Annotated in this window: 15 protein-coding genes and 1 tRNA gene; 7 read left to right on the top strand and 9 right to left on the bottom strand. The window is 46.4% G+C overall.

Annotated features, from left to right (window positions below):
* Positions 1-363 precede the first annotated feature (363 nt).
* Positions 364-618, top strand: a complete 255-nt coding sequence (locus VNN20_04385; protein HWP91420.1) for a hypothetical protein — start codon at positions 364-366, stop codon at positions 616-618.
* 12 nt (positions 619-630) lie between these two features.
* Here the strand turns inward: VNN20_04385 and VNN20_04380 are convergent, their stop codons facing one another.
* Positions 631-852: a hypothetical protein gene (locus tag VNN20_04380; protein HWP91419.1), complete on the bottom strand. Its 222-nt coding sequence runs from the start codon at positions 850-852 to the stop codon at positions 631-633.
* Positions 836-1051, bottom strand: coding sequence for a hypothetical protein (locus VNN20_04375; protein HWP91418.1), 216 nt, complete (start codon positions 1049-1051; stop codon positions 836-838). Before VNN20_04375 ends, VNN20_04380 begins: the two co-directional genes overlap by 17 nt.
* 290 nt (positions 1052-1341) lie before the next feature.
* Between VNN20_04375 and VNN20_04370 the strand changes: the two genes are divergently transcribed.
* Both VNN20_04370 and VNN20_04365 read left to right on the top strand, forming a co-directional pair.
* Positions 1342-1797, top strand: a complete 456-nt coding sequence (locus VNN20_04370; protein HWP91417.1) for a hypothetical protein — start codon at positions 1342-1344, stop codon at positions 1795-1797.
* Positions 1798-2001: 204 nt separating this feature from the next.
* Positions 2002-2349: a PilZ domain-containing protein gene (locus VNN20_04365; protein ID HWP91416.1), complete on the top strand. Its 348-nt coding sequence runs from the start codon at positions 2002-2004 to the stop codon at positions 2347-2349.
* 571 nt (positions 2350-2920) lie between these two features.
* Here VNN20_04365 and VNN20_04360 read toward each other — a convergent pair.
* Positions 2921-3952, bottom strand: a complete 1032-nt coding sequence (locus tag VNN20_04360) for a rod shape-determining protein (GenBank protein HWP91415.1) — start codon at positions 3950-3952, stop codon at positions 2921-2923.
* 249 nt (positions 3953-4201) lie between these two features.
* Positions 4202-6715 (bottom strand): helicase C-terminal domain-containing protein, encoded by a 2514-nt coding sequence (locus VNN20_04355; protein HWP91414.1) that lies wholly within the window; start codon positions 6713-6715, stop codon positions 4202-4204.
* A gap of 243 nt (positions 6716-6958) precedes the next feature.
* Here VNN20_04355 and VNN20_04350 point away from each other — a divergent pair.
* The 3 genes from VNN20_04350 to VNN20_04340 all read left to right on the top strand — a co-directional run bounded on the left by VNN20_04350 (position 6959) and on the right by VNN20_04340 (position 9957).
* Positions 6959-7047: transfer RNA gene (locus tag VNN20_04350), tRNA-Ser, on the top strand.
* A gap of 219 nt (positions 7048-7266) precedes the next feature.
* Positions 7267-7911: a bifunctional 4-hydroxy-2-oxoglutarate aldolase/2-dehydro-3-deoxy-phosphogluconate aldolase gene (locus VNN20_04345; protein HWP91413.1), complete on the top strand. Its 645-nt coding sequence runs from the start codon at positions 7267-7269 to the stop codon at positions 7909-7911.
* 96 nt (positions 7912-8007) lie between these two features.
* Positions 8008-9957, top strand: coding sequence for a S8 family serine peptidase (locus VNN20_04340; protein ID HWP91412.1), 1950 nt, complete (start codon positions 8008-8010; stop codon positions 9955-9957).
* Between the two features lie 138 nt (positions 9958-10095).
* On the opposite strand, the gene VNN20_04335 is transcribed toward VNN20_04340, so the two are convergent.
* Positions 10096-12021: a VacB/RNase II family 3'-5' exoribonuclease gene (locus VNN20_04335; GenBank protein HWP91411.1), complete on the bottom strand. Its 1926-nt coding sequence runs from the start codon at positions 12019-12021 to the stop codon at positions 10096-10098.
* Positions 12022-12618: 597 nt separating this feature from the next.
* Between VNN20_04335 and VNN20_04330 the strand changes: the two genes are divergently transcribed.
* Complete coding sequence (locus VNN20_04330) at positions 12619-12798, top strand: hypothetical protein (GenBank protein ID HWP91410.1); 180 nt, start codon at positions 12619-12621, stop codon at positions 12796-12798.
* A 104-nt stretch (positions 12799-12902) separates the two neighbouring features.
* Here VNN20_04330 and VNN20_04325 read toward each other — a convergent pair whose 3' ends face one another.
* The 4 genes from VNN20_04325 to VNN20_04310 form a co-directional block, all read right to left on the bottom strand.
* Positions 12903-13538, bottom strand: coding sequence for a hypothetical protein (locus tag VNN20_04325; GenBank protein ID HWP91409.1), 636 nt, complete (start codon positions 13536-13538; stop codon positions 12903-12905).
* A gap of 140 nt (positions 13539-13678) precedes the next feature.
* Positions 13679-14089 (bottom strand): cobalamin B12-binding domain-containing protein, encoded by a 411-nt coding sequence (locus VNN20_04320; GenBank protein ID HWP91408.1) that lies wholly within the window; start codon positions 14087-14089, stop codon positions 13679-13681.
* Between the two features lie 206 nt (positions 14090-14295).
* The gene (locus tag VNN20_04315) at positions 14296-15963 is read right to left on the bottom strand and encodes a methylmalonyl-CoA mutase family protein (GenBank protein HWP91407.1); all 1668 of its coding nucleotides are present in this window, start codon (positions 15961-15963) and stop codon (positions 14296-14298) included.
* 140 nt (positions 15964-16103) lie between these two features.
* Entirely contained in the window at positions 16104-17537 is a 1434-nt protein-coding gene (locus tag VNN20_04310) for an aldehyde dehydrogenase family protein (protein HWP91406.1), read from the bottom strand.
* Positions 17538-17752: the final 215 nt, after the last annotated feature.

The raw sequence follows: 17752 nt of genomic DNA, 5'->3' as shown, positions 1-17752 counted from the left end.
TGATAAGAGTTTATAGTAAAATTATAACATTAACCAATTGCTCAAACCCGATGTGGACGTGGCCATTTTTGGAAATAGCCGGGATTCGGGCAGGTAATACCAAAGTCACCTTAGCTTTTCGATAAAAAGCGCATGATTCTAAGCTTGGCCCCCCGGCTTCCATCAACCCGGTCAATTGACGTTAGATTCCTTTGGTGCAGAATATTCTTTAGGTGGGTGTGATATTACTGAGGTTTGTTTGGGTCACATGCAGGGAAAAAATTAACCAGTGATTTAGCGTATTTTTTGACCCTGTAAAAGCACGAAATTCGTACTTAACCGTCGATCTGCAAACGAGGCTAAAAAAGGGGGGAGGTAATCAAAATGGCAAAGAAGAAACAACCAGTTCGCAAAGGAGCAAAGGATAAAGTCGTTAGAAAAGGCAGGAGTAAGAGCGCCGCTCTCAAAGAGGATAAAGGAGACGTGGTTAATATAAAATTGCAGTTTCCCAGGAAAGATTGGGAGCTATTCAAAATCGCCTGTGAGAAGTATGCCCGGAAATATGAAGAGGTTCTCAACGAGCTTGCCGTCAAATGGGCGGAAGATGTGATGAAGACCGAGCTCCCACCACCAGGATGATGTTTACTCATCTCAATCCTCTCCGTACTTTCTCCGGAGCATCCAGTGATAAATGATGTTGTAGGAAAATGCAAAGATTATTACCAAGCCGAAGACGAAGAAGTAAACCAACCCCGGAGCTAGTTTTTCTCCTTCCATCAACCCGAAGATGGTCACGCCGAATCCGAGCAGGGTGAGCCCGACTGTGACCAGAAGGGATAACAAGGCGCAAACGAGCTTATCTTTGAGTGTCACTTCCAGTCTCCTTCTTTTCTCCCGGTGAGGGATTGGAATGCTTTCTCTCCATGGCCTTCAGTTCCTCCTGAAGCTCCCAATATGCCTCTTTGATTGCCGTCTTGATGATTGAGCGTAAAGAAAACACCACCAGCGCTCCAAGCACGACGCCGACCGCCGCGGCTATCCCGGCCCAGATAAGTATTTCCAGGTTATTCATTCGTCTTTCCCTTTTTCAAAAAGACCAAAGCGCCGCCAATCTTTTGCATGCTGATAGAAATATTTTGACTGTATGACGTAACAAGGTTACCCCAATTCTCCATATATGTTTATATCTCTCCGAGAAACGGAAGGCTCACAAATTCTTGCTTAGTTGCGCCGGATGGACCGGCGAAATTAGGTCACCCATTAGTACTAGAACTGTATCACCCGAAAATACCATGTGATTTCAAATTATAGATTCGATAGAATTATTTTAGAGTCTCCGATGAGGTGCCATGTGTGATAAAGATGAGTAAAAAGCTTCTGGGGGAATTACTTATCGAAGCCGGCTTGATCAATAAAGAAAAGCTAAATCATGCTCTAAAGCTGCAAAAAGAGCAGGGAGGAAAATTTGGCCAGATACTGGTCAGGTTGGGGTATATTTCTATGGATTCACTGGTAGATTTTCTGAGCAAACAGCATAGCACCAAAAGTTTTGACCTCGGCAAAGAAATAATAGACGAAAGAGCCATAGGCTTAATATCGGAAAAAATTGCAAAGAAGTATAAGGCGGTACCGATTAAGCTTAAGTCAGAAGGAGCAAACAAGAAGCTCGTCGTAGCCATGGTCGAACCCTCAAACCTGGAGACGATAGACAGCATAAAATTTATGACCGGCTACGATGTCGAGCCGGTCTTTATCATGGAAGAGAATCTAAGCTGGCTGATAAATTATTGTTATCATAGAAGGTGGGAGCTTAGATAATCTCCTAAGCCACTTAAGTTAATATGGCTACTGCCTTCCTATCATGATTTCTTGCCCGGTTTATTTGTCATGAAATAGTAAATGAGCCATCCTTTTTCTTCATATTTATAGGTTATAACTCTAAATCCCATTCCAATAACATTTTGCCCAAAACGGCCATATAATTTGGGTATAACAGCTTCGAATCATTGATAAATAGATATCATGAACAACCGCCGCCGTTCGAGAAGGGTGCCATTCAGAAAGAGGGTTAGATACGGAATAAACAACCCCGGACTCTTAGGGTACGTATCCAACATCTCCGAAAATGGTATTAAGATTGAAGGGAATAAGGTTTTTCCTCGCGGCACGAGGCTGGTGCTTTATATTTATGTTGAAGAAACCAGCATGGAGGAAGCTGCTATGGGAGAGGTTATTGTAACCGAGGGGGTCGTTGCCTGGGTGAGCCCTATTCTGCCGGGCGTCCTTCCCAAGATGGGAGTAAAAATAGAGAACAATAACAATGAATTGAAGCGTCTCTATGAGCTTAAAGCAACTCAATACAAAAACTGAATTAGTAAATTTATAACATTACCTATCTTGCTTATTTCCTTCTCCATCTTCTGTTTCCGAGGTAAAGGAGAAAGGATTTCCCGAGAGAAACTCTCGAACTTTTTAGTCTTTTCCACCTTCTATTGCCTACATACTTGAGATAAGCCCTTTCTTTACCCATGAAACACCTCGTTTCCCTCAAAATTTGTTATTCTCATTGTACTTTATCTTGGCACCTCTTTTCAATCAGTTTTACGATGCGTATTAAAGCGGGAAAGTTATGAAAATATAATTCGCTGCCCAATCTACCCATTCATTAATCCCAATAATTACCCTCTATCCGTCCGGTATGGGGTTGCAACTAACTCATTTGCCTAGCCTTTACCAAGGGCATTTAAAGCATTTAGTCCGTAGGAACTCGCTGTGGCGTGTTTCTACTTGATTCAAGGTAATAGAGGCCGCGGTTCTTACTTGTCACCAAGATGCCTTACCGACAGTGAAGTGTTACTGATTGAATCTCCAAAGATTTACTCGAATCAACGCTAAGAAAGGTTGTGAAAGGGAAATTTTGGAACTAAAGAGCCTGCACTCACTAGCTCACTTGTTTGAGCAGGGGAAAATTATCTAGGGTTTTCCCCAGGCCGAGCACGACACATAGCATAGGTTGTTCCGCAACCCGCACCAACATTCCCATTTCCTCCTGAATGGACTTATCCAGCCCACCTAGCAACGCCCCGCCCCCGGTGAGTGTAATTCCGTTGTCTATGATGTCCGCCACCAGCTCCGGTTGAGTTACTTCGAATGTCTGTTTTATGGCCGCTACGATTGAGTTCACCGAAGGATTAAGTGCTGAATTAATTTCCTCAGAAGGGATATCTATGGAATTGGGATTGCTACCGCTCAAATCACTCAGGTTTACCCTGGTGAAACCGTTATTCCCATTTGTGGATACCGTTCCTAAACTGATCTTCAGTCTTTCGGCGGCGCCCTCGCTAATTACCCGGTTATACTTGTGCTTTATGTATTGAATTATCGCCTGGTCCATACTTTCCCCACCCGTTCCCAAGGATGTAGCCACTACCACAGCCCCCAAGGATGTCACGGCAATCTCCGTTTTTCCGGCACCGATATCCACTATCATATTGCCGACCGGTTCCTCGACCGATAATCCTGCTCCGATTGCCGCTCCCAATATAGCTTCAATTAAATAAACCTCGCCCGCCCCTGCCGCTTTCGCCGACTCGGTCAAGGCTTTTTTCTCAATTTCGTTAATTTCTATGGGCACCGACAATAGCACCCTTGGTCTGACCAGGCCTTTTCTATTGTTATTTATTCTCCGAATGAAGTATTCAAGCATTATCCTGGCGGCTTCGAAGTCCGCCACTACCCCGTCTTTTATCGGCTTTATGGCCCGGATCTTACTGGGCGTACGCCCGACCATATCCCTTGCCTGGCCGCCCACTGCAACTATACTTCTTGACTCTTTCTCCTCTCCCTTCACTGCTACAACCGACGGCTCATTTGCCACAATCCCTTTACCCTTTGCATACACCAAGGTGTATGCCGTCCCCAAATCAATACCCAAGTCATAGGAAAAGAACCGGCTGATTGAATCGAAGACCATTTTACCCTACCTTCTCCACTCTAAGAGTTATATGAGCACCTGTAATCATGAAACAATCTAGTTTTTGAGAAAAATGTTTAAGTACTATTGGGTGCTTACCCTTAGGCAATGAGAATATTCTTTAAATAGCTTATTTAGGGGAATTATCTCCCCACTAATAATCGTTTGTCAACGATCTCTAATAGTTAAAGAGAAAATCGGTGACAATTTAGCTTATATTGGGTATTAAGTAGCCTAAAGGAAAGGTGATTAACGACCGAAGAACCGCTCTAGTTCCCCTATTACCTCCTCTGTGCTCCCGGCTACCTTGTTGCATTCAGGCAGGGAGTCGAGGAAGTATCTTCCGTAGTTCTTACCGACTATTCTCCTGTCCAGGATCAAAACCGCTCCCCTATCCGTTCGCGTCCTTATCAGCCTGCCGAAGCCCTGTTTAAACTTGAGCACGGCCGTGGGAACGATATATTCGAGGAACGAATTTATTCCCTGATTTTCCATGTGTTCGACCCTTGCTTCTATGATCGGCTCGGTGGGTACTTTAAAGGGAAGTCTGGTAATAATCACCAGTCTTAACGCCTCGCCGGGAACGTCTATCCCCTCCCAGAAACTGTCAGTGGCGAAGAGAACGGACTTGTCCTCGGTCCGGAACCGGTCAAGAAGCCTAGTGCGGGGCAGGCTTCCCTGCTTCAATGATATGATCCCAAGCCCTCCCAGGTCATCCCTAATCTTGTCGTAGATTCTCTGCAGAAGGTAGTAGGAGGTGAATAGAATAAGAGCGTTTCCTTGTGATGCCCTCACCGCTTTTATGATTATGGGAGATATTCTGTCCGCATATCCCGACCCGGTCGGCTCAGGTAAATCCTTGGTGATGGCCACAAGCGCCTGGTCTTCATAGTTGAACGGAGAAGGAATCATAAACTCTTCCACCCTTTCTTCATCCTTGAGCCCAAGCTCGGACTTAAGAAAATCAAAACTCTTCCTCACCGCCATAGTAGCTGAGGTCATTACCACCGTGTTACACCTCGAGTAAAGTCTTTCTTTGAGGTTAGAAGAGATATCGAGCGGAGAAAGACCGAGTCCGGACAAGACCCCTCCTCGGCCCACTCTTCCTTCTATCCATCTCACATAACCGTCATCTCCAGAATCCAGAAAGGAATGAATAACATCGGCGGAAAAATTGAGTTTATTGGCTATGCCCCTGAATTCCATCATGATCCTGGCCATGTCTGTCTCGGTCTCATAGTCAATAAGCACTTCGACAAACGATTTTATCTCCTCATGAAGCTCCTTTAATTTGATTCTGAGTATGGAAAATTTCTTATCAATCTCTTCCCAACCCTCCCGGTTTCTGACCTCATCCGTGACCCTCAGGTTTATCTCCTCGGCGGACTCGCCCTTCCCCTCGCTGATGCGCTGGGCGAAATAATAGAGCTCATCAAAGGCGTCCCTGATATATTCCTCGGCCCGGTCGACCTGCGGGGAGAGCACCTCATCCACCCTTCTTAACACACTGGTTATTATCCCCTTTCGGTAATATTTTTTGAGCTTGGTAGCTAACGACGCGGTGTAGTAAATTAGTCCCTTGACCTCCCCGCCACCCCCTTTTCTCTTCAAGCGCCGGAGCATCCTTATGATCCCGTATTTAGTGGTCCTCATCCCGAAATGCGACGTTGCCGCGTCGCTAATGTGATGAGCCTCGTCAAAAATGATCCTCCGGTAGGGCGGAAGTATGCCCGAATCGCTGGCTTCGCTGGCCCCTTTTATGGACAGGTCGGAAAAAAGAAGGTGGTGATTGACCACCAGTAGCTGGGATGAAGCCAGCTCTCTTCTGGCTTTATAGAAAAAGCACCGGGAATAATGGGGACACCTCACCCTCATACAACTCTCACTCTCCGCAGAGACCTTGTCCCACACCTCTTGAGGCGGGCTAAAATTCAGGTCCGATAAGGAACCATCCTGGGTGACTTTAGACCACTCCAAGATGCTTCTAAGGGTATCCACCTCGTTGTCTTCGGCCAGGTCTAAGAGTCCGTCCGTGACCGTTTCCGCCCGGAGAAGACAGAGGTAATTCCCCATACCCTTGACCAGCGCATACTTAAACTCCTCCTCCAATCCCCGGCGGACCAAGGGGATGTCTTTCTCGATTAGCTGCTCCTGGAGGTTAATGGTGTTCGTGGAGATAATTACCCTCTCCCCGTTGAAAAGAGACCAGTAAACCGCAGGCAACAGATAGGCCAGGGTCTTTCCGGTTCCGGTCCCCGCTTCGATGAGAGAGATCGAATCCTGATTAAAAGAAGAGGCCACGGCCTCGAGCATATCCAACTGCTCCAGCCGCTCCTCATACTGGGGACCCATCACTCCGGCAATCTTGCCTTCGGGGAGTAAGAGCCCCTTTATTTTATCGATCTCCAGTTTCTTTATTTCCTGCTTGGCAAAAGGCTCCACCACTACATAAACGCTGTTGGCATCGTTATTCACTATGTAGAAGCCGACGCCTTGGTTCCCGAAGATCGAGGCCATGTGTATATCCTCGTTTGAAGGGGTCAAATTACCGGAGGGATGATTGTGTATTACAACCTCACCCGATTTTGCCGACTGAATAATGGCCGGCACCGAATAATCATTACCGCGAGCTACCGCCATTACGTCTTCGATAACGCCTTCTTTATCCAACGAACCTACAAAAAAGACCTCATTCCCCGAGGATTCCCTGATGGTCTCCTCTATCTTCTCCCGCGCCTTCTGCGAGAAATACTCCTTTTCCATCGAGAAAAAGTTAACACAGTTAAAGTTTTTTCCAAAGTTTTAGAACCGAATGATGCATACACACCGAAAAATGTTGGCATAGCGATGTTGTAAGGAACGCATATATGCGTTCCCTACATTAATATAGAAAAAGCAACAATAGGGCCTATCAATCCATTTGCTATACTAGTGGGGTACCTGTTTAAACCCATACTATAGATTAGACCGGTAAAAATGGGTATTTTTTATCTCTATTAAAATCATGGAGGGGTGGCCGAGTGGACGAAGGCGCCGGTCTCGAAAACCGGTAGGGTCCTTACGGACCCTCGTGGGTTCAAATCCCACCCCCTCCGAAGCAATACTGGCCATAACTTTCCGACGAATTGGCACAAGGTAAGATGCATCAAATAGAAATTCAAAATTCTAAATCACAAATTACAAACAATATTCAATGTTTAAATGCTAAAGGTTCGATATTTGGTACTTTGAATTTGTTTGTGATTTGGAGTTTGGTCTTTGGTGTTTGTCTATTCGTGTAAATTCGAGTTCATCCGTGGCTAAACATTAGAGCTATGTCCAAAAAATTCACCGAAGAATCATCCAAGGAAATCTACAAACAGGTATCGGAGTCCATAGTAAAGGAGAAGATTATTATCTTACTTACCGGAAACTCTCTTCATTCGGTGCTGGAAGTTGGCCACAATGCCAGAGAAAAAGGGTTAAAACTGGTAGGAATAGATTTTCGAATCCCCGGGGTTAAGGACTCGCTTAAGTCGCTGAAGAGGCAAGGACAAAAAAATTTCGGAGTCTTCTTCGTTACTACAAAGAAAGAGACAAGAATCGCCATCAACGCCGGGGCAATGTTTATCTTTTCCCCGCATTCGGACAAGGGCATAATACGAAGATGCAGGAAGGAGAAAGTCTTTCATGCCGGGGGCGCGCTCACACCCACAGAGGTTTTCAACACCAATGACTTAGGAGCAGACTCGGTGAGCATTTTTCCGTGTGGGAGAATGGGCGGGCTTAGTTGGTTTATATTTCTAAAAAATATATTTCCGAGAGCGAAATTGATTCCTACTGACACAATGAATCCATTCGAAGCCGGCCAATATATCAAAGCAGGAGCTTATGCCGTGGCGCCGGTAATTGATTTAGAAAAAGTAAAAGAGCCCGATACCTATATAAAAGAATTTATGGAGATAAGAACTTCAATTTAAGCAAACTTCTACAAAAGGGATTTTTGCCATTTTTAACTAATTTCTGAGTTAACACTTATAGTTGAGTACCATAAATCCAGTAAGTGGAGGAACAAGATGAGGAAAATTACTTTTGGCTTATGCATCATAACTGGAATTTTATTCTGTTCTTTTTCAACAAAAGAAACTATAGCAACCGATTCGGTAATGGAATATGAAATACCCGTTGAAAAAAGAGAAGAGAAAGAAGACTCCAGGCTGAGCTCACAGTTAAGATCGGTATTGACAAAGATGAAAGCGATGGGAGTTACTCGAGGTAACGTGCAAGATTTCAAACCGGAGGAACTATCCACTCCTTTAGTTAAATTCAACCAATCGGGGGACGTTCAAACCTATATCCACCTCAAGGAAGTTAACGAAGATAATTTAAACCAGTTGAAATCTCTAGGCGTGATGTTAGAGATAGCAAGGGAGGATTATAAGGTAGCCCAGGCATGGGTTCCGTTCGATAAGCTGGAAGAAATAGTCAGCCTTGATTTCGTGGAAAAAGTTACTCCGCCGGACTATGGAAAAACGCGGACCGGCTCGGTTAACACCGAGGGGGATGCCATATTGGGCTCAGACGATGTCCGGGGTATGCTAGGGTTTGACGGCTCCGGTGTTAAGGTATGCGTTATATCCGACGGGGTCGATAGCATCGCCTCATCCCAGGCAACCGGAGACCTTCCCGATGATATAGAGATCGACCCTTTGCTTCCCGGAAGCGGAGACGAAGGTACAGCCTTGATGGAGATAATACACGATATAGCCCCCGGGGCTCAGCTACTTTTTTCCGGGCCCAATACCAGCCTGGAAATGATAGATTCCATAGATTTCTGCGCCGCTAATTCCGATGTGATCGTGGACGACCTGGGTTTTCTGGGTGAACCATTTTTCGCAGACGGGCGCATAGCCCAGGCGGCTGAAGATGCCGTAACCCAAGATAGAGTTTTTGTCTCTGCCACCGGGAACGACGCCGATCAACATTATCAGGCCCAGTACCGAGACACCGACCCAGCGGATGAGAACAATAACCTTCACAATTTCGGCCTTGCTGCTGGTGGGGCAAGTGATGTAGCAATGCGAGCCAGCATTCCTCCCGGACGGACGATTATATTTGTTCTTCAGTGGAACGACCGTTTCGGACAGTCCTCAAACGATTATGACCTCTTTTTATTTGATCCTTCCACCGGAGAAATAGTCGATTCGGGGACCGATGTTCAAAATGGAGATGATAATCCGATAGAATCGGCCGGAATCATAAATACCAGCTCCAGTTCCTTTGCCCAAGTGGACATAGTAATAAACCGCTTCAGCGGCCAGGCGAGGACTCTGGAGATCTTTTTCAACGGGCCGGTAATACCAGAGGAGTTTAATGTCCCGGAAGATAGCATTTGGGGCCACCCCGCCGTTCCGGGAGTTATCGCCGTCGGGGCTGTTCCGATAAGTAATCCGAACACGATTGAGCCCTACAGCTCGCAGGGACCGGTTACTATATCATTCCCATCCGAAGAGAGACCAAAGCCGGATGTAGTTGCCCCGGATGGAATTTCCACCAGCGTCCCCGGGTTTGACCCATTTTTTGGTACCTCCGCCGCTGCGCCGCACGTAGCCGGCGTCGCAGCTCTTATGTTGGATAAGAATGGAAGCCTTACCTCCGCTCAAGTCAGAGATAACTTAATTGCTCCCGAGTCCTCAACGTCAGTAAGACAAGCAGACACACCTAGCCAGGTTTTGAACATCCTAGGAGACACGGCAATAGACCTAGGTCAACCCGGCTTCGATAACATATTCGGTTTTGGAAGGGTTGACGCATTTGAAGCGGTGGAAGCAGTTACCGAAGGTGATGACGGGGGGCAAGATGGAGATGGGGACGGAGACGGCGGTAACAGCGGCTGCTCTTTGGTTTATAAATCCAAAGGCAATCACATAGGCGTGGCAACAACTTTGTTTATAATTCTGGTTCCGTCATTAGTGATTGGATTAAGGAAAATCTATCGCAAAAGGCTTTCCACAATTAAACATTGAAATAGAACAACAATTGTATGGGCACCCCTGCATTTGCAATTAACAAAAAAGGCGAACACCAGGTTAGCCCCTAGAGAGAATCAATATTCACTCTCAAGCAAAACACAGGTTAATTTTTAAATCAGACGAATGTAATATCTAAGAAACCAATTCCAGGGTTATTCTTCTTCTCTCCACATCCGCTTCGACAACCTTCACCTTTACCTCATGCCCTATCTCAAACCATTTCCCCCTCCGAATACCCTCCCTGGGGACGAATCCTTCGACAAAAATCTCTTTGAGCTCGACGAATATGCCGAACGGAAGTATGCTTATCACGAATCCCTCAAATTCCTTCCCCACATGGGATTTCATCATATGAACCCTTTCCAGCTTTGTTGCTTCCCTTTCCACCTCGTCCGCAAACCTCTCCTTAATCGAGGAGTGATTGGCGATCCACTCCAAAGACTCTAGGTCATAAGGCACTCTTCTCTCGTTTATGAGGGAATTAACAATTCTGTGAATGATTAGGTCGGGATAGCGCCTTATGGGAGAGGTGAAATGGGTGTAATGCTCTAATGCAAGTCCGAAGTGGCCTTCTATCTTAGTGGAATATATAGCTCTCTTTAAAGAGCGAAGAATCAAAGTATGAACAGCGAGCTGTTCGGGCTTGCCCTTTGATTCAAAGACTACCTGCTGGATATCCCGAGCCTTTAGCCTCCTGCCCAAAGGAAGGGTATAGCCCAGCTTATTCAAAGCTACGGCGAGGTCTTTTATGGATGCAAAATCCGGCGGTTCGTGGATACGGTAAATAGAGGGATACCTGGAACTATATATGTACTCGGCAACGGCGTTATTCGCAGCAATCATGAATTCCTCGATTATCCCATGCGCGACGTTTCGCTGAGACTTTATCACGTCTATCGTCCTTCCCAGCTCGTCCCTAATAAGCTCGGGCTCCGGTAAGTCAAAGTCAATTTCCCCTCTCTCCCTGCTCCTTTCTCCTATCTTTTCGTAAAGCTCCTTCATAATCTTTAAGGATTCGACCAATTCCCTGTCCTTCTTGCCGAGCCTTCCTTTTTTCTCGACCATCTGAGAAACCTGAGTATAGGTCAGGCGGGCGTGGCTCCTAATTACGCTATTATAAACCCTAAAATCAACCATGACCCCCTGGTCGTTAAAATCTATCTCTACCGTTTTCGTCAGCCGGTCCTCGTCCGGGACGAGGCTGCATATGTGATTTGAAAGCCGCTCCGGAAGCATCGGAATCACGCTATCGGGGAGGTATACGCTCGTTCCTCTCTGAAGCGCCTCATTATCCAGTGCGCTACCGGGCTTCACGTAATGGGAAACGTCGGCAATAGAAACCCAGAGTTTATAACCCGAATCGAGCCGAGATATCGCTACAGCATCGTCAAAATCCTTTGCCGTATCGTTATCTATCGTGACGGTCAATATCCCTCGCAAATCCGTCCGGCCAGCCAAATCCCCATCAACAACCCGAGAAGGAACCTCCTCGGACTCCCTTATCACATCAGAAGGAAACTCCTCGGACAACCCGTACTCAACCAGTAGTCCCTTCTTCTCCACGTCCAAATTCCCGGCTTTTCCCAGGACGCTGAGTATGGTGGCAACCGGGCGCCTGCTTAGCTTGGATAGACGAGGAATCTCCGCTAAGACTAGGCTTTCACTTCTTACCCCTTTAGCTTCGTTGAGTTTTACGATCATGCGGGGCATTCTCCCGTTCCTGGGCACGATAATCCCGTTTTTTCCGGCACGGACGAATTTCCCAAGAATCTTGCCGTCTCCGATCGGCTTGATGGATGAAGCGCTGGACAAGGGGGAGGAAACCTCCTCTTTTACTTCTTTGGTGTCGTCTCTACCTTTCTGGTCCGATATAACGTATCTACCGCCCCTCAGTCTGGTCAGCGTGCCCTGGTAAACCAGTTTTCTCAATATCTTCTTTAGTACCTTTCTATGCTCTTTAAGAACCCTTAGACGCTTCGCAATTTCCCGGGCCCTCATCGGCCTATAGGATGGCTTCTTCAATAGTTTTATTATGTCGCCTGGGCCGGGGACTTTCATGATGTGGCAAAATGCCTAGCCAAAATAGCCTGAGTTTAGGATGGGCATCGTTTTATAGACTAATTAAAGCTTACACATTTAAATTTGCAGCGCAAGGTCGGCCAAACTGAATCCGTAAGGGTATTAAAAAAGAGGTGTTCACCCTTCCCCCGGTTTAACCGAGGTACCTGGCTCAGGGTGAACGGTTTCTCATTTCTCATTACCAGCGGATGTATGCATCCGCTCATACTGAGTTTAATCGAAGTATGGGGTTTCTTGAGCACTACCTTAGACCACATTCGACAGGCTCACCACAGGCCTTGATTAAGAGCCTCTATCGAACTAACTTAAGGAAACAGGTGGGTAACCTTAAACTTCAATATCCCTAATATTTTTGCATGCGAGCCCGGTATGACAGCGCATCAATGAGTAAAACCTGTGCAGACATTGTCCAAAAACTCAAATTCTGACCATTACAATCAAATAGTGCTCTATAATGGCCAGATTGCCAAATGTCCACTTATCTCCTCAAAACAACCACTTGTATATCTTTTCACCTTCAGATAGAATTTTGGCCGTTAAAAAAATTTACTCACAACACAGGCTGGAGGGTCTGGCATGTTGAAGACAAACGTGATTGGAAGCGTGGTCGTATGTTTGTTGCTCTTTGCAATCCTCGGCTATTTACTCTCATTAGGAATTTCTATTGATTGGAAGTTTTATTTCAAAGTTGCCGCCGTGGTCTTGGTGATCGCTGCAATTATCGGCATCGCCTCATCGGGCGGGGAAAAAACCTAGTTTTGGCATCTTTCCAAAAAAGCCTTAGCCCGGACCTATATTCCAATATTTCCCAGACTGAACCTCAACTCAAAACAAGCAATTCCTCTTTATGGCCAGACTCACTAAGGAGTGATGATCAAACCGCCGCTACTTCGGCTTTCTACAGCCTTATCCGGATGATAGCGGGAAATGTGAATTAAATAGGTTTGTGGATTGGTTTCAATCTCCCTATAAAATTCCACTTCCTTTAAAAACTCCTGAACCACGTCTATAGCGTAATCTATGCTGATTCTGCCCTGACCGACCTCAGCCCTATCCTTAAAGGTCCTTATCACAGCTAACAGTTGTCCCGAAAGCTCGTTGACAATCTTCGACTCTGCCTTATGTTCATAAAATATTCCCTTCTTCTCTGTATCTAAGGTTTTGATAACCAGGTCGAGCGCAGTGGTTAAATCCTCATCCTTTATGTTGTACCTTCGAAAGAAATCCACTAAAACAATCTCAATCTGGGCAAAGAGCTCCGGATTGCGGTTGTAGAGTTCGGCACGCCGTATGTAAGACTGAACACCCTCCTTCTTTACCCTTTGCCTCGTAACCTTGGTCTGCTGATAACTTTGCCCCTCGACAAAATAAGGACAGTCGAGAGGACAATCTATCTCTACCCCTCTCTTCTCGCCACAGCACACAGAACAAATGTAGGTTCTCTTTGCCGGACAATACCTTTTAGCTTTCCTTTGTCCACACAATATGCATTTCATGACATTTCACCATGCATGATGCACGACACACGATTCATGATCTCCCTATCATTCATCTTGCATCGTGTATCCTGTATCTTGGAGTCTTTATTTCCGAGCATATTTGTTCATGTCGATTCGTGGCCGAATCCTTGGGTCCTTCATGGATTCCTGGGTTTTATGTTTTCCCTCACCCACCTTATTATCTCACCAGTAGGCGTACCCGGCTCAAATATCGCTTTAACCCCTTTCTCCACCAGTCCTGGAACATCGTCTTTAGGAATTATTCCACCGCCAAAAACCACTACATTATCTGCACCTTTTTCCTCCAGGAGTCGTATTATCTCTGGGAATAGGTAATTATGCGCCCCAGATAGAATGCTTATCCCCACCGCATCCACATCCTCCTGAATAGCGGTCTCGACTATCATCTCCGGGGTGTGATGAAGCCCGGTGTATATAACCTCAAAGCCGGCGTCCCTCAACGCCCTGGCTACTATCTTAGCTCCCCTATCGTGCCCATCAAGCCCGGCCTTTCCTATCAGGATTCTTATTCTTGTCTCGTCTCCCATCACATTGTCCTTAGATTAAAAATCTAGATGTCAATCTTAACCACAAAGACACTAAGACACAAAGAACGGATTTAGAGTTAGAAACAAACTTCTTACTTTTAATTTCAGATTCCCTAATTTACTTCATAAGCAATCATTAACTTTCTTTGAGCCTTGGTGCCGTGGTGGTTTAATTAGAAATTAAAAGTGCAAGCTAGTGGCCAAACCTAAAAATAACCGGGGTCACGATATATGCCGTAGACCTCCCGGAAAACATCGCTTATTTCACCCACCGTCGCATATTCTCTGACCGCATTGATTATAAAGGGCATCAAATTCTCTCCACCCCGTGCCGCTTCAGTAATTTCTTTAAGATGTTTTTTAACCGCATCGGTATTTCTTTTTCTCTTAACCTCTTTAAGCCTTTCCTTCTGGTTCATATCTACTTTCTCATCAATCTTAAGAGTGGGTATCGGAATCTCCTCTTGGGTTGCGTATTTATTTACTCCCACGATCACCTTCTGGCCCCTGTCCAATTCCAATTGGTATTTATACGCGGCATCGGCTATCTCTTTTTGGGGAAATCCCAAGTCTATTGCCTTGATGATGCCGCCTAACTCATCGATTCTCCTTATATAGTCAAAGGCTTCCTTTTCTATTCTGTTGGTAAGCTCCTCTATTACGTAACTCCCGCCAAGCGGGTCTATTGAATTTACCACACCGCTTTCCTCGGCGATAATCTGTTGTGTCCTGAGAGCTACGGTTACCGATTCTTCCGTGGGGAGTGCTAGGGTTTCATCCATGGAATTTGTGTGAAGAGATTGGGTACCACCCAGTACCGCAGCCAAGGCTTGAATGGCTACTCTTACTATGTTATTAAAAGGCTGCTGGGCAGTGAGGCTACAACCCGCCGTCTGAGCATGGGTCCTTAGGAGCCACGCTTTCGGATTCTTCGCTCCAAACCTCTCCCGCATAATCTTAGCCCACATTCTCCTGGCCGCTCTGAACTTTGCTACCTCTTCTAAAAAATCGTTGTGCACGTTGAAAAAGAAGGAAAGCTGAGGAGCAAAATCATCTACATTCAGACCGCGCTCGATGCATTCCTGCACGTATCCGATCCCATCGGCAAGCGTAAATGCAAGCTCCTGGACAGCGGTAGAGCCCGCCTCGCGAATATGATATCCGGAGATTGAAACGGGATGCCACTTGGGAACGTGCCTGGCACAAAACTCAATCATATCAACCACTATCTTTACCGACGGCCGGGGAGGGCAAATCCATTCTCTCTGGGCTATGAACTCCTTGAGCATATCATTCTGAATCGTCCCGTCGAGCTTATCCCAGCCTATACCCTGTTTCTCCGCCACGACCAGGTACATGGCCAGTATTATGCTTGCCGAGCAGTTTATGGTCATGGAGGTGGTTACTTGGTCAAGCCTGATTCCGTCGAAGAGTACTTCCATGTCCGCAAGGGAGGAAACGGAAACCCCCTCCTTGCCTACCTCACCCCTAGCCCTCGGATGGTCGCAGTCATAGCCCATGAGCGTGGGCATATCGAATGCGGTGCTGAGTCCGGTTTGCCCCTGTTCCAGCAGAAATTTGAACCGGCGATTGGTATCCTCTGGCGAGCCAAATCCGGCGAACTGGCGCATTGTCCAGAGCCTTCCCTGGTACATGGTGCTGTAAATTCCCCTGGTGAATGGATAAGAACCGGGAAACCCCAGGTCATTCAGGTAATCGAAGCCATTTAATTCTAGAGGTGTGGCGATTGGAGGGACATCCATGCCGGAAACAGTGGTGAAGTCCGCTTCCCTTTTGAGCAGGCGGCTGTATTCTTTCTGCCAGTTTTCTTTTTCTACTTTGATCTTTTCTAGTTCTTTTTCGCTGTATGACATTCAGCCTCCCTAGTCTATACCATCTTAACAAACAATCACAACACCAAGCACGCACACTTCCTCCCCCCTTGTGGGGGAGGATTAAGGTGGGGGTAATTAGTATTTATATGTCCCCCATCCTACTCCCCACTGCGTATTCTTCAATTCTTCAGATTGACCACCATGAGCTTTAGTTCGGTCATTTCCTCTATGGCGTATTTCACGCCCTCTCTTCCTACGCCCGAATCCTTGACGCCGCCATAAGGCATATTCTCTACCCGGAAGCTCGGGACGTCGTTTATTATCACTCCGCCTACGTTGAGAGCGTTGTAAGCCTTGAACGCCTTCTTCATATCCTTGGTGAATAGCCCGGCTTGGAGTCCGAATCTGGAATCATTCACCCAGTTAAGAACCTCGTCAAAGCTCTTATACCTTTCTATTTGAACTACCGGACCAAAGACCTCATCACAGCTTACCTTACAGGATGGAGGCACATTGGTTAGGACCACCGGTTGAATTATGCGGCCGTCCCTCTGGCCACCGGTAAGGAGTTTTGCCCCGGCGTTCAACGCCTCGTCAATCCAGTTCATTATCCTGTCTGCAGAATCGGTATCGATAACCGGCCCCACGTCGGTATCCTCGAGCATGGGGTCTCCGACCTTAAGGGCCTTTGTGGCCGTGAGAAACTTGTCTAGGAATTTATCGAATATCTTATCGTGGACGTACATCCTCTGGACCGAGATACAACTCTGCCCCGCCTGGTAAAACGCACCCCAGGCGCTTCTGGTTGCCGCAAAGTCCATATCCGGCAGGTCCTCATCTACTATGCATGCGGCGTTTCCACCTAGCTCCAGTGTTACTTTTTTCTTAGAAAACTTACTCATGAGTCCCCAGCCTATCTCATCGCTCCCGGTAAAAGATATCTTTCTTACACGCTCATCCGCCATCACCGGCTCAATTTGAGCGCCGGGAAGGGGAAGAATGTTCAGTCCGCCTGGTAGGTGACCCACCTCAGTAACTACCTCACCGAGCTTGAGCGCGGAAAGGGGGGTTTGGGAAGCAGGCTTAAGAATCATAACGTTGCCCGAGGCAATAGCCGGTGCAACCTTGTGAGCAACAAGGTTTAACGGGAAATTGAAAGGAGATATTCCCACGACAATTCCCAGAGGATATCGTTTTACCATCCCCATTCTCTCCTCATTGCCGGGAACGATATCGATGGGAATGAGTTCCCCGCTGTTGAACCGGTTTGCCTCTTCCGAGGCAACGGTGAAAGTCATCATGGCCCGATTTACTTCCATTCTGGCAGTTTTTAGGGGCTTCCCCCCCTCCTCGACTAAAGCCCGGGCAAATTCTTCTTTTCTTTTCTCTATTCCATCTACTATTTTTCTCAGTATTTGGCTTCTTTCATAGCTCGGAGCGTTCTTAAACTTCTCGAATGCCTTCTCCGCCCCGTCGAGCGCTTCTTTTCCTTCCTTCTGGGACGGTATGTTTATTACACCTACGACCTCATCGTTGTAAGGGCTTTTTATTTCCCTTTTCTTTTCGCCTTTTAGCCATTTACCATTAACCAAAAATCCATATTCTTGCGCCATCTTAAGCCTCCTTCATCCGTATTGTAAGGAAAGTACTATGCTCTTCTGATCCCTGCATAATCCCCAGTTAATATTAAACTAAATGTTGGAGGTTAAGTCAAGCTAAGAAAAAAGGTCGTACAGGAGATAAAACCACAAGATAAAAAGTGCGGAGGCAAGCTCCGCACTTTTATTTTTGAATTTCAGAAATTTGGATAAAGGTTCTATGGTGTCAA

The organism is Thermodesulfobacteriota bacterium (assembly GCA_035559815.1).
In the GTDB taxonomy this organism is placed as follows: Bacteria; Desulfobacterota_D; UBA1144; order Nemesobacterales; family CSP1-2; genus DATMAT01.
This window is presented reverse-complemented; position numbering and strand designations above follow the sequence as displayed.